This is a genomic window from Pseudomonas sp. B13(2017) (genome assembly GCF_002113245.1).
Taxonomy (GTDB): Bacteria; Pseudomonadota; Gammaproteobacteria; order Pseudomonadales; family Pseudomonadaceae; genus Aquipseudomonas; species Aquipseudomonas putida_Z.
On sequence record NZ_NEJX01000009.1, the window covers coordinates 25245 to 37397 of the forward strand.

Sequence of the window (12153 nt, forward strand, 5' to 3'; positions counted from 1 at the left end):
TTACTCCTTCGCCTCGTTGCGGCCCAGGTGGAAGGCGGTGACGGCCGCGGCCAGCAGCAGCATCGAAGCCAGTTCGACCACCAGCAGGTAGGGGCCGAACAGGCTGATGCCGACTTCTTTCGGGCCCACGGTGGTACCGCTGATGCCGGCGCCGCTCGGGGTGACGAACAGCACGTACAGCAGCTCCAGCAGCAGCAGGGCGGCGAGGATCACCGGCCCGGCCCAGATACCGGGCTTGAGCCAGCCCCGTTCCTGGGCGACCGAAGCCGGCCCGAGGTTGAGCATCATCACCACGAACACGAACAGCACCATGATGGCACCGGCGTAGGCGATCACTTCCAGGGCGCCGGCGAACGGCGCACCCAGGGCGAAGAAGATCATGGCCACGGAAATCAGCGAAATGATCAGGTAAAGCAAGGCGTGCACGGGGTTGGTGCCGGTCACCACCCGAAGGGTGGAGACCACGGCGATCCCGGATGCGAAGTAGAAAGCGAATTCCATCTTTCTGTCCTTATGGGAGCAAGCTCTTCACGTTGATCGGCTCGGCTTCGTTCTGTGCAGAGCCCTTCGGCTTGCCAGCGATTGCCATGCCGGCAACACGGTAGAAGTTGTAGTCAGGGTTCTTGCCGGGGCCGGAGATCAGCAGATCTTCTTTCTCGTACACCAGGTCCTGACGCTTGAACTCGGCCATTTCGAAATCCGGAGTCAGCTGGATCGCGGTGGTCGGGCACGCTTCTTCACACAGGCCGCAGAAGATGCAGCGCGAGAAGTTGATGCGGAAGAACTCCGGGTACCAGCGGCCGTCCTCGGTCTCGGCCTTCTGCAGCGAGATGCAGCCGACCGGGCAGGCCACCGCGCAGAGGTTGCACGCTACGCAGCGCTCTTCGCCATCGGGGTCGCGGGTGAGGACGATGCGGCCGCGGTAGCGCGGCGGCAGGTACACGGGCTCTTCGGGGTATTGCAGGGTGTCGCGCTTGCGGAACCCGTGGGAGAACACCATTGCCAGGCTGCGCAGCTGGGTGCCGGTGCCCTTAACGATGTCGCCGATATACTTGAACATGGGTCAAATCCTCACTGGGCCGCGACGGCTGGCGTGTTGTAGAGCACGATCGCAGCGGTCACCAGCAAATTGATCAGGGTCAGCGGCAGGCAGAACTTCCAGCTGAAGTCCATCACCTGGTCATAGCGTGGGCGCGGGATCGAGGCGCGCAGCAGGATGAACAGCATGATGAAGAACGCGGTCTTCAGCGCGAACCACAGGAACGACAGTTGCGGCAGGATGCCGAACGGGCCGTGCCAGCCGCCGAAGAACAGGGTTACCAGCAGCGCCGAGATGAGGATGATGCCGATGTACTCACCGACGAAGAACATGCCCCATTTCATGCCGGCATACTCGATGTGGTAGCCGTCGGCCAGTTCCTGTTCCGCTTCTGGCTGGTCGAACGGGTGACGGTGAGTCACGGCGACGCCAGCGATGAAGAAGGTGCAGAAGCCGAAGAACTGCGGAATGATGAACCACAGGTTCTGGGCCTGGTATTCAACGATGTCGCGCATGTTGAACGAACCCACCTGCACCACCACGCCCATCAGCGCCAGGCCCAGGAACACTTCGTACGACACGGTCTGTGCCGAGGCACGCAAGCTGCCCAGCAGGGCGTACTTGTTGTTCGACGACCAGCCGGCGAACAGCACCGCGTAGACCGACAGGCCGGCCATGGCGAAGAAGAACAGCAGGCCGATGTTCAGGTCGGCGACACCCCAGGTCGGGGTGATCGGGATGACCACGAAGGCGATCAGCAGGGCGCTCATGGCCACTACCGGTGCCAGGGTGAAGATCACGCGGTCGACGAAGGGCGGGTTCCAGTCTTCCTTGAAGAACATCTTCAGCATGTCGGCAGCGATCTGGAACATGCCGAACGGGCCGACGCGGTTCGGACCGTAACGGTCCTGCCACCAGCCCAGCAGGCGGCGCTCGACGAAGCTGAGCAGCGCGCCGCAGACCACCACCGCCAGCAGGACCACGATGGCCCGCAGTACGGTCAGGATCACATCGATCACTTCGGGGGTGAACCAGCTCATTGTGCTGCCTCCTGCAGACCTTCGACGGATGCACCGAAGATGGCAGGCGGAATGCCGGCCAGGCCTTTCGGCAACGCGACCAGGCCAGCGCCCAGCTCTTCATTGATACGCAGCGGCAGGCGCAGGGCCACACCGGCAACGTTCAGGCTCAGCAGGGCACCGTCGTTGACGCCCAGGCGGTCGGCTTCGGACTTGGCCAGGGCCACGTAGGCTGCCGGGATGCGCTCTTGCACCGGGGCGGCGCGCGAGGAGCTTTCTTCGCTGCCGAACAGATGGAAGAACGGTACGGCAGTCCAGGTGCCACGGGCCGGGTTGAAGGCGCCCGGAATGGCGTTGAACCAGTGCAGGCGGTCGCCTTGCGATTCGATCAGGCGAACGCCCGGGTCACCGGCACGCAGGTGGCCACCGACCTCGTCCTGGAACTTGTTCCAGGCTTGCGGCGAGTTCCAGCCCGGCGACCAGGCGAACGGCACCTGCTGGCGCGGTTCGGCCGAACCCGAATAGCCTTCCATGGAGAAGGCGAACGCGGTGTCCTTGTCTTGCGGGGTACGCGGTTCGTGCACGCTGATGTTGGCGCGCATGGCGGTACGGCCGGAGTAGCGCAGCGGCTCACGGGCCAGTTTCATGCCCTTGATGCGGAACGCGGCGCTTGGCGCGGCGTTGACGATGCCGGCCAGTTGCGGGGCGGCTTCGGCGCAGGCGCTGGTGACGTGGTCCAGCTGGGTCCAGTCGACCGGCTTGTTCAGCAGGGTGGCACGCAGGGCGTGCATCCAGCGCCAGCCTTCGTGGATCTGGATGCTGCTGTCCAGGTATTGCGGGTCGAATACCTGGAAGAAGCGCTGGGCACGGCCTTCCTGGCTGACCAGGGTACCGTCGCCTTCGGCGAACGAGGCGGCCGGCAGCACCAGGTGGGCGCGGTCGACAGTCGGGGTTTTCGAGTGGTCGGCAACGATCACTACCTTGGCCGCGGCCAGGGCTGCATCGACCTTGGCGGCCGGTACGCGGGCGTACAGGTCGTTTTCCAGCACGACGATGGCGTCGGCCTTGCCGCTGATGACCGCGTCCAGCGCGGCATCGACCGACTCGCCACCGAGCATGGCCAGGCCGAGGCTGTTGGCTTCAGGCACCACCAGGCTCAGCGAGCCGTTCTTCTCGCGCAGCTTCAGCGCCTTGGCGATGTTGGCGGCGGCTTCGATCAGCGCCGGGTCGGCCAGCGAGGTACCGGCCACGACCAGTGGGCGCTTGGCTGCGACCAGGGCGTCGGCGATGCGCTGGGCCAGGGCTTTCGCTTCGGCGTCCAGGCCTTCTACGGCAGGGGCGCTCGGGTCGATGGCGTGGGCCACGGCGAAACCGATGCGGGCCAGGTCGGCCGGGGCGGCGTGCACGCATTCTTCGGCAACGTCGTCCAGCTTGGTTTCAGCCAGCGAAGCGATGAACAGCGGGTACAGCGCGTGCTGGCCGATGTTCTTCACGGCGGCGTCGAGCCACGGCTGCACCTTCATCGCTTCGGCCATGGCCTCGGCCTTGCCCTTGGTGGCCTGGCGCACGGCCAGGGCGACGCGGGCAGCGGTCTGGGTCAGGTCTTCACCGAGCACGAACACGGCGTCGTGGTCTTCGATGTCACGCAGGGTCGGCACCGGCAGCGGGCTGTTGTTCAGCACGTTCAGGGCCAGGCGTACGCGGGCCAGTTCGCCGGCTTCCATACCCGAGTAGAAGTACTCGGCACCGACCAGCTCACGCAGGCCGTAGTTGCTTTCCAGGCTGGCGCGTGGCGAGCCGATACCGACGATGGTACGGCCGCGCAGCAGGTCGGCGGCCTTGTCCAGGGCGGCGTCCAGGCCCAGCTTGGTGCCGTCGGCCAGGTGTGGCTGGCGTGGGCGATCCTTGCGGTTGACGTAGCCATAGCCGAAGCGGCCACGGTCGCACAGGAAGTACTGGTTGACCGAACCGTTGAAGCGGTTTTCCACCCGACGCAGTTCGCCGTAGCGCTCGCCCGGGCTGATGTTGCAGCCGCTGGAGCAGCCGTGGCAGATGCTCGGGGCAAACTGCATGTCCCACTTGCGGTTGTAGCGCTCGGAGTGGGTCTTGTCGGTGAACACGCCGGTCGGGCAGACCTCGGTCAGGTTGCCGGAGAATTCGCTTTCCAGCACGCCGTCTTCGACGCGGCCGAAGTACACGTTGTCGTGGGCGCCGTAAACGCCCAGGTCGGTACCACCGGCATAGTCCTTGTAGTAGCGCACGCAGCGGTAGCAGGCGATGCAGCGGTTCATCTCATGGGCGATGAACGGGCCGAGGTCCTGGTTCTGGTGGGTACGCTTGGTGAAACGGTAGCGGCGCTCGTTGTGGCCGGTCATTACCGTCATGTCCTGCAGGTGGCAGTGACCGCCTTCCTCGCACACCGGGCAGTCGTGCGGGTGGTTGGTCATCAGCCATTCGACGACGCTGGCGCGGAACGCCTTGGACTCTTCATCGTCGATGGAGATCCAGGTGCCGTCGGAGGCAGGGGTCATGCAGGACATGACGATACGACCGCGGGTGTCGTTCTCGTCGGTGTACTGCTTGACCGCGCACTGCCGGCAGGCGCCAACGCTACCAAGCGCCGGGTGCCAGCAGAAATAAGGGATGTCGAGGCCGAGCGACAGACAGGCCTGTAACAGGTTGTCTGCACCGTTGACTTCGAGCGCTTTGCCGTCTACGTGGATAGTGGCCATTGTTCAAAGTTCTTCGTTGGCCCGCGTGAGCGGGCGTGGCTAATGGAAATCGGTGAGCTTGCGACACGCCACGATTTCTCGGGCCTGCCGGCAAGCTGGCGAGTGGCACGGACCACCCGCCTAATCATCTTGTTATGCGCCGACCACGATCGGCTTCGCCAGGTTCGGACGCAGCGCATCGCCAGCACCAGCTGGAGCGACACCTGCCTCGAATTCCGAGCGGAAGTATTTGATGGCACTGCCCAGCGGCTCGACGGCACCTGGTGCGTGAGCACAGAAGGTACGGCCAGGGCCGAGGAAGTTGACCAGGCCCAGCAGCGTCTCGATGTCTTCGGCGCGGCCCTGGCCTTTTTCCAGTGCGCGCAGCATCTTCACGCTCCACGGCAGGCCGTCACGGCATGGGGTGCACCAGCCGCACGACTCGCGGGCGAAGAACTCTTCCATGTTGCGCAGCAGCGAAACCATGTTGATGCTGTCGTCCACCGCCATGGCCAGACCGGTACCCATACGGGTGCCGACCTTGGCGATGCCGCCGGCGTACATCTGCGCGTCGAGGTGCTCGGGCAGCAGGAAGCCGGTACCGGCGCCGCCTGGCTGCCAGCACTTGAGCTTGAAGCCGTCGCGCATGCCGCCGGCATAGTCTTCGAACAGTTCGCGGGCGGTGACGCCGAACGGCAGTTCCCACAGGCCCGGGTTCTTGACCTTGCCGGAGAAGCCCATCAGCTTGGTGCCGTGGTCTTCGCTGCCTTCGCGGGCCAGCGACTTGTACCAGTCGTTGCCGTTGGCGACGATGGCCGGGACGTTGCACAGGGTTTCGACGTTGTTCACGCAAGTCGGCTTGCCCCACACGCCAACGGCGGCAGGGAAGGGCGGCTTGGAGCGCGGGTTGGCGCGGCGGCCTTCCAGCGAGTTGATCAGTGCGGTTTCTTCACCACAGATGTAGCGGCCGGCACCGGTGTGCACGAACAGCTCGAAATCGAAACCGCTGCCGAGGATGTTCTTGCCCAGCAGGCCGGCGGCCTTGGCTTCCTCGATGGCGCGGTTGAGGTTTTTTGCTGCGGTGGTGTATTCGCCACGCAGGAAGATGTAGCCACGGTAGGCCTTCAGGGCGCGGGCGCTGATCAGCATGCCCTCGACCAGCAGATGGGGCTGTTGCTCCATCAGCATGCGGTCCTTCCAGGTGTTCGGCTCCATTTCGTCCGCGTTGCACAGCAGGTAGCGGATGTTCATGGATTCGTCTTTGGGCATCAGGCCCCACTTCACGCCAGTGGGGAAGCCCGCACCACCGCGGCCCTTGAGGCCGGAGTCCTTGACGCTTTGCACGATGTCGTCGGCCGACATCTGCGCCAGCGCCTTGCGGGCGGCAGCGTAGCCGTTCTTCGATTCGTACTCGGCAAGCCAGACCGGCTCGCCGTCGTCACGCAGGCGCCAGGTCAGCGGGTGGGTTTCGGCCGTGCGCGCGATGCGGTTGGCCGGGCCGAAGGAAGTAATGGTCATACGTAACCCTCCAGCAGTTTGGAAACGCCAGCCGGCTGCACGTCACCGAAGGTGTCGTCGTCGATCATCAGCGCCGGGGCCTTGTCGCAGTTGCCCAGGCAGCATACCGGCAGCAGGGTGAAGCGCCCGTCGGCGGTGGTCTGGCCCAGGCCGATGCCCAGTTCGCTTTGAATCTGGCTGACCACGGATTCATGGCCGCCGATGTAGCAGACCATGCTGTCGCACACGCGGATGATGTGGCGGCCGACCGGCTGACGGAAGATCTGGCTGTAGAAGGTGGCGACACCTTCGACGTCGCTGGCCGGGATGCCCAGTACTTCGCCGATGGCGTGGATGGCGCCGTCCGGCACCCAGCCACGTTCCTTCTGGACGATCTTCAGGGCTTCGATGGACGCCGCGCGCGGGTCCTCGTAGTGATGCATTTCGTGCTCGATGGCCGAGCGCTCGGTTTCGCTCAGGGCGAAACGGTCTGTCTGGATAAGCGTGCTGTTCATGCTTAGCGGTCCACGTCAGCCATAACGAAGTCGATACTGCCCAGGTACGCAATGAGGTCGGCGACCATGCTGCCTTTGATCACCGAAGGGATCTGCTGCAGGTGCGGATAGCTCGGGGTACGGATCCGGGTGCGGTAGCTCATGGTGCCGCCATCGCTCGTCAGGTAGTAACTGTTGATGCCCTTGGTCGCCTCGATCATCTGGAACGACTCGTTGGCCGGCATGACCGGGCCCCACGAGACTTGCAGGAAGTGCGTGATCAGGGTTTCGATGTGCTGCAGGGTGCGCTCTTTCGGCGGCGGCGTGGTCAGCGGGTGATCCGCCTTGTACGGGCCTTCCGGCATGTTGCGCAGGCATTGGTCGATGATGCGGATACTCTGGCGCATCTCCTCGACACGGACCATGCAGCGATCGTAGGCATCGCCGTTGTGGGCCAGCGGTACTTCGAACTCGAAGTTCTCGTAGCCGGAGTAGGGGCGGGCTTTACGCAGGTCGAAGTCGCAACCGGTGGCACGCAGGCCGGCACCGGTGGTACCCCAGGCCAGGGCTTCCTTGGTGTTGTACGCGGCAACGCCGATGGTACGGCCCTTGAGGATGCTGTTCTGCAGGGCGGCCTTTTCGTACTCGTCGAGGCGCTTGGGCAGCCATTCGACGAAGTCCTTGACCAGTTTGTCCCAGCCGCGCGGCAGGTCGTGGGCGACGCCACCGATGCGGTACCAGGCCGGGTGCAGGCGGAAACCGGTGATCGCTTCGATCACGGTGTAGGCGCGCTGGCGGTCGGTGAAAGTGAAGAACACCGGGGTCATGGCGCCGACGTCCTGGATGTAGGTACCCAGGAACAGCAGGTGGCTGGTGATACGGAAGAACTCGGCCAGCATCACGCGGATGGTGTCGACCTTCTGTGGCACCTTGATGCCGGCCAGCTTCTCGACCGCGAGCACGTACGGCAGGTTGTTCATTACCCCGCCGAGGTAGTCGATGCGGTCGGTGTAGGGGATGAAGCTGTGCCAGGACTGGCGCTCGGCCATTTTCTCGGCGCCACGGTGGTGGTAGCCGATGTCCGGTACGCAGTCGACGATCTCTTCACCGTCCAGCTGCAGGACGATACGGAAGGCACCGTGCGCGGAAGGGTGGTTGGGGCCGAGGTTGAGGAACATGTAGTCCTCGTTGGCGCCCTGGCGCTTCATGCCCCAGGCTTCCGGGTTGAAGCGTGCCGATTCCTCTTCAAGCTGCTGCTTGGCCAGGGTCAGGCTGTAGGGATCGAACTCGGTGGCGCGGGCCGGGTAGTCCTTGCGCAGCGGGTGGCCTTCCCAGGTGGGCGGCATCATGATGCGGCTGAGGTGCGGGTGGCCGGCAAAGTCGATGCCGAACATGTCCCAGACTTCGCGCTCGTACCAGTTGGCGTTCGGCCAGATACCGGTCACGGTCGGCAGGTTCAGGTCGCCTTCGCTGAGCGACACCTTGATCATCACATCGCTGTTACGCTCGATCGACAGCAGGTGGTAGAACACGCTGAAGTCGGCAGCTGGCAGGCCGCGGCGCTGGGTGCGCAGGCGCTCGTCGACGCCGTGCAGGTCGTACAGCATGCTGTACGGTTTGGCCACGCCGCGCAGGAAGCTGAGCACTTCCTTGAGCTGCTCGCGCTTGACCCACAGCACGGGCATGCCGGTGCGGGTTTCCTGGGCGACGAATGCTTCGGCGCCAAAACGGTTGTGCAGTTCGACGACCACATCCTGGTCGTCAGCCTTGTAGGGCGGAATGAAAATAGCGTTGTCCGCTGTCATGGTCTCGGTCGCTTTGGGTCAACGTTAAGAATGAAGCCAGGCCGCCGGCTCCAGGGGAGCGGGCGGCAGGTCGCTGGATCAGACTTCGTCGGGGCTGCGCAGGTTGGTTACTGCAATGCGCTGCTCACGACGCAGGTCTTTCTGGGCTGGCATCTCGGCACGGTAAATACCTTGATCACCAACAACCCAGGAAAGCGGGCGTCGTTCTTGGCCGATCGACTCCTGCAGCAGCATCAAGCCTTGCAGGAAAGCCTCAGGGCGTGGCGGGCAGCCAGGCACATAGACGTCCACGGGGAGGAACTTGTCGACCCCCTGAACGACCGAGTAGATGTCGTACATGCCGCCGGAGTTGGCGCACGAACCCATGGAGATGACCCATTTCGGCTCGAGCATCTGCTCGTACAGGCGCTGGATGATCGGCGCCATCTTGACGAAGCAGGTACCGGCGATGACCATGAAGTCGGCCTGACGCGGCGATGCCCGGATGACTTCGGCGCCGAAGCGGGCGATGTCGTGGGGTGCCGTGAAGGCCGTGGTCATTTCCACGTAGCAGCAGGACAGGCCGAAGTTGTACGGCCAGAGGGAGTTCTTGCGACCCCAGTTGACCGCGCCACGCAGCACATCTTCAAGCTTGCCCATGAAGATGTTCTTGTGGACCTGGTCCTCCAGCAGTTGATCGGTGACGGTTTCCCGTTCACCGACCGGGTACTGCTCGTTGGGCGCATCCGGATCGATTCTGGTGAGATTGTATTGCATGCCAAAGCCTCATTGTTTCAGCTTCGCTTGCCGCTTGCGGCGACCTTCGGGAGCCCAATCAAGTGCCCCGACGCGCCATAGGTAGACAAGACCAGCCAACAGAATTGCTATGAAAACGAGTGCTTCGACGAATCCGGTCCAGCCGCTTTCGCGGACGGACACAGACCATGCAAAGAGAAAGAGGGCTTCGATATCGAAGATCACGAACAGCATCGCGACCAGATAGAATTTGGCGGACAGGCGCAGGCGGGCGCTGCCGACGGGCAGCATGCCGGATTCGAAGGGTTCGTTCTTGGCGCGGCCCCAGGCCTTGCTACCGAGCAGGCTGGACAGGCCGAGCATGAAGGCGCACAGGCCGACGACACCCAGGAGGAAGATGGCAAAGCCCCAGTTGTGGGCGATGAGTCCTGCCGAATCGGACATGCTAGAGATCCTTATACAGAGACCCAGCTCTGCAGTCTGAAATAAGTGTAGAGCGGCGACTTGGTGTCGCACATGCAGTGACCAAATGTCGCAGCTGAATCAATCGCGCTGATTTTATGGGTAAACCCCGTGCAAGTAAAATTTCTGTCGCAAATTTATTCGTAGGATTAAGTACAAAAGCCGCTTGTAACTGGCTGAAAGCCTTGAGATTCGGGCATTGCGTGCGGTTTTGTTAATTATGTTTCTTGCGACGGGTAACGAATTGCAAGTTTCGTAATGATAATTGATATCATTTGACCTGATGCCTGATATTTCCCCTGTTCTGCGTCTTGTAAAGTTCATCTGGCGATTCCCCCTACTTGCAAATGCGAAAAACGCCTGTTCTAGCAGCTTCCGACGCCGCTTGCCCCGCTCTGGGTCAATACTTTATCGATTGAGCGATGACTGGCTGATGAAGCGATCGCCCACTGGCCGAGCCAGTAGGTGAGGATGATCATGTACGGCGCGGCGGGGAACGGGCTGACGAAGCGGTCGATACCGATCAGGCTGTCGGAGAGTACGAACAGGCAGGCGCCGAGCGCGGCTAGCCCGCCGCAGGCCAGGGCGCGCCAGAGCATGGCGCTGATGGCCAAGGCATAGAGCACGACCGGGATCAGTAGCGGGCCGAGGCCGTGGCTTGCCAGCACGCCGAGCAAAGTGATGCCGGTGATGGCGCTCAGCAGCAGTGCGGGCAGGGCTGGGCGCAGGGTCTGGCTGCAATAGGCGCGCAGGTAGGCCAGGTGGGCGCAGAGGAAGGCGGCCAGGCCGAACACGAACAGGTCGGCGGGGATGGCCAGCAGGATGTCGCCGAGTACCGAGAATGCCAGACCGAGGGTGATCCAGCGGCAATAAGGTGTGGCTGGAGCACTGCGCAGCCAAGCGATCAGGGCCAGTACCGGGAACGGTTTCGCCAGCAGGGCGAGCAGGGTGTTGTCGCTGGCCAGTGCATATATATAGAGGGCGGCGGCGACCAGGGCGAGAATCATCAGGTGGCTTGGACGAAGCATGGGCGGTCCTTGCGGCTGTGCTGCCTCAAGCATAGACCTGATCGTGGGTTTTGCTTCCTCCTGTACCGGCCCTTTCGCGGGTAAAACCGCTCCCACAGGATCACCACAGTCATCAAGACTTACACAGGCCCTGTGGGAGCGGGTTTACCCGCGAATAGGTCGGTGCGGGTGCTGCCGAAGTGCGGCATAAAACAGATTTGTCCCCTTCCATGTAGGCCATTTCCCAAACATACTCCTGTCGCCTTTTTTCCGTTGCGGCTGCTGTGGCAGCGCTCTAGTCTCGGCGTGCCGTTGCACATCAACGACACGGCTTTGACAGGCCGGAATTGAAAGAAGGTGCACTCGCTTTGCCTCAATGGCGGCTGTGCGTGTGGGCACGCTCGCGTGCGCCGGTCTTTCTTTCTTTCCACCGGTCTGTCAACCCGCGCATAGCTGCCACCCAACCGTTTGACAGCGGGCGGATGGTAGCCAAACAGGAAAGAAAGGAGCGAGTCATGCTAAAAGTTGTCCCCGATCCACCCCACAACCCCCATTCCCTCGAAGACACCCTGATCCAGGCCACCGACTACGCGCTGTGCGCGGCGACCGTGGTGCATCAGGCCTTGCTGCTGCAGCCCAAATCCTCGGCGTCGATCCTGATGATGACCTCGATGCACGAGCTTGAGGCGCTGCGGGCTTTGCTTGAGTCGGCATTGATTCAGGTGCAGATGCCCGGCGAGCCCAGGACTTTGCACTAAGGCTGATTAATGTGTTGCCATGGCCGGCCCTTTCGCGGGCACGCCCGCTCCCACAGGATCACCACAGCCTTCAAGGTTTGCACAGTACCTGTGGGAGCGGGCGAGCCCGCGAAGAGGCCGGCCCTGGCAGTCGAGAGTTTTCAGGGGAATGATCAATGACAACAGAAGATACCCAGTTCACCGTCGGCAAAACCACCTTCTACCAAGGTGAAAACGGTACTCACCCACTGTTCCGCATCGAGCCCGGCATTCCTTGTCGGGATGCCCGCGAGCAGTCCTCGGAGCTGATGGGCTATGTGCGCGAACTGACCATCACCGGCCTGATGGATGAGAAACCGATGATGATCTGGGCCGCCCACTATCTGAGCGCGATGGCCAAGGCGCTGATGGATGATGCGGAGCTGGGCATGAAGCACTGAGGTGCTACCGACAGGCGCGATTTCTCCTGTGGGAGCGGCCTTGCGTCGCGATTGGGGTGCGAAGCGCCCCCGGAATTTGTGCATCATCGCAAGATTGCGGGGGCCGCTTTGCGGCCCTTTCGCGACGCAAGGCCGCTCCCACATGTTCGGCGCTAACCTGTTGTCCTTGAAGGGTGTGGTACGGACCAAAAAGAAAGGCCCGGGGCT

At 62.9% G+C, this 12153-nt stretch carries 12 protein-coding genes; 2 read left to right on the plus strand and 10 right to left on the minus strand.

Annotated features, from left to right (window positions below; genetic code table 11):
- The 10 genes from nuoJ to CAG44_RS13710 form a co-directional block, all read right to left on the minus strand.
- Positions 1–501, minus strand: a complete 501-nt coding sequence (gene nuoJ / locus CAG44_RS13665) for an NADH-quinone oxidoreductase subunit J (RefSeq protein ID WP_003261007.1) — start codon at positions 499–501, stop codon at positions 1–3.
- Positions 502–511: 10 nt separating this feature from the next.
- Entirely contained in the window at positions 512–1060 is a 549-nt protein-coding gene (gene nuoI / locus CAG44_RS13670) for an NADH-quinone oxidoreductase subunit NuoI (protein WP_003251442.1), read from the minus strand.
- An 11-nt stretch (positions 1061–1071) separates the two neighbouring features.
- Entirely contained in the window at positions 1072–2079 is a 1008-nt protein-coding gene (nuoH, locus tag CAG44_RS13675) for an NADH-quinone oxidoreductase subunit NuoH (RefSeq protein ID WP_003251440.1), read from the minus strand.
- A complete protein-coding gene (nuoG, locus tag CAG44_RS13680; RefSeq protein ID WP_075045810.1) occupies positions 2076–4790 on the minus strand; it encodes an NADH-quinone oxidoreductase subunit NuoG in 2715 nt (904 codons plus the stop codon). The genes nuoH and nuoG overlap by 4 nt, the downstream gene beginning before the upstream one ends.
- A 132-nt stretch (positions 4791–4922) precedes the next feature.
- A complete protein-coding gene (gene nuoF, locus CAG44_RS13685; RefSeq protein ID WP_025339923.1) occupies positions 4923–6287 on the minus strand; it encodes an NADH-quinone oxidoreductase subunit NuoF in 1365 nt (454 codons plus the stop codon).
- Entirely contained in the window at positions 6284–6781 is a 498-nt protein-coding gene (nuoE, locus tag CAG44_RS13690) for an NADH-quinone oxidoreductase subunit NuoE (RefSeq protein ID WP_003251433.1), read from the minus strand. Before nuoE ends, nuoF begins: the two co-directional genes overlap by 4 nt.
- 2 nt (positions 6782–6783) lie before the next feature.
- Positions 6784–8565 (minus strand): NADH-quinone oxidoreductase subunit C/D, encoded by a 1782-nt coding sequence (gene nuoC, locus CAG44_RS13695; protein ID WP_013973384.1) that lies wholly within the window; start codon positions 8563–8565, stop codon positions 6784–6786.
- A 78-nt stretch (positions 8566–8643) separates the two neighbouring features.
- Positions 8644–9321: an NADH-quinone oxidoreductase subunit B family protein gene (locus CAG44_RS13700; RefSeq protein ID WP_003251429.1), complete on the minus strand. Its 678-nt coding sequence runs from the start codon at positions 9319–9321 to the stop codon at positions 8644–8646.
- Positions 9322–9330: 9 nt separating this feature from the next.
- Positions 9331–9744 carry an NADH-quinone oxidoreductase subunit A gene (locus CAG44_RS13705; RefSeq protein WP_003251427.1) on the minus strand — a complete coding sequence of 138 codons (414 nt, stop codon included), beginning with the start codon at positions 9742–9744 and terminating at the stop codon, positions 9331–9333.
- Between the two features lie 383 nt (positions 9745–10127).
- Positions 10128–10790 carry a lysoplasmalogenase gene (locus CAG44_RS13710; protein ID WP_085692320.1) on the minus strand — a complete coding sequence of 221 codons (663 nt, stop codon included), beginning with the start codon at positions 10788–10790 and terminating at the stop codon, positions 10128–10130.
- A gap of 494 nt (positions 10791–11284) precedes the next feature.
- Between CAG44_RS13710 and CAG44_RS13715 the strand changes: the two genes are divergently transcribed.
- Together CAG44_RS13715 and CAG44_RS13720 are read left to right on the plus strand one after the other, a co-directional pair.
- On the plus strand, positions 11285–11527 hold the full coding sequence (locus CAG44_RS13715; protein ID WP_085692321.1) for a hypothetical protein: 243 nt from the start codon (positions 11285–11287) through the stop codon (positions 11525–11527).
- A 155-nt stretch (positions 11528–11682) separates the two neighbouring features.
- On the plus strand, positions 11683–11946 hold the full coding sequence (locus tag CAG44_RS13720) for a DUF3077 domain-containing protein (RefSeq protein ID WP_023660664.1): 264 nt from the start codon (positions 11683–11685) through the stop codon (positions 11944–11946).
- Positions 11947–12153: the final 207 nt, after the last annotated feature.

Excerpts from the sequence above, each read along its gene's own strand:
- nuoJ (WP_003261007.1), bottom strand. The coding sequence starts at position 501 with ATGGAATTCGCTTTCTACTTCGCATCCGGGATCGCCGTGGTCTCCACC.
- nuoI (WP_003251442.1), bottom strand. The coding sequence starts at position 1,060 with ATGTTCAAGTATATCGGCGACATCGTTAAGGGCACCGGCACCCAGCTG.
- nuoH (WP_003251440.1), bottom strand. The coding sequence starts at position 2,079 with ATGAGCTGGTTCACCCCCGAAGTGATCGATGTGATCCTGACCGTACTG.
- nuoG (WP_075045810.1), bottom strand. The coding sequence starts at position 4,790 with ATGGCCACTATCCACGTAGACGGCAAAGCGCTCGAAGTCAACGGTGCA.
- nuoF (WP_025339923.1), bottom strand. The coding sequence starts at position 6,287 with ATGACCATTACTTCCTTCGGCCCGGCCAACCGCATCGCGCGCACGGCC.
- nuoE (WP_003251433.1), bottom strand. The coding sequence starts at position 6,781 with ATGAACAGCACGCTTATCCAGACAGACCGTTTCGCCCTGAGCGAAACC.
- nuoC (WP_013973384.1), bottom strand. The coding sequence starts at position 8,565 with ATGACAGCGGACAACGCTATTTTCATTCCGCCCTACAAGGCTGACGAC.
- CAG44_RS13700 (WP_003251429.1), bottom strand. The coding sequence starts at position 9,321 with ATGCAATACAATCTCACCAGAATCGATCCGGATGCGCCCAACGAGCAG.
- CAG44_RS13705 (WP_003251427.1), bottom strand. The coding sequence starts at position 9,744 with ATGTCCGATTCGGCAGGACTCATCGCCCACAACTGGGGCTTTGCCATC.
- CAG44_RS13710 (WP_085692320.1), bottom strand. The coding sequence starts at position 10,790 with ATGCTTCGTCCAAGCCACCTGATGATTCTCGCCCTGGTCGCCGCCGCC.
- CAG44_RS13715 (WP_085692321.1), top strand. The coding sequence starts at position 11,285 with ATGCTAAAAGTTGTCCCCGATCCACCCCACAACCCCCATTCCCTCGAA.
- CAG44_RS13720 (WP_023660664.1), top strand. The coding sequence starts at position 11,683 with ATGACAACAGAAGATACCCAGTTCACCGTCGGCAAAACCACCTTCTAC.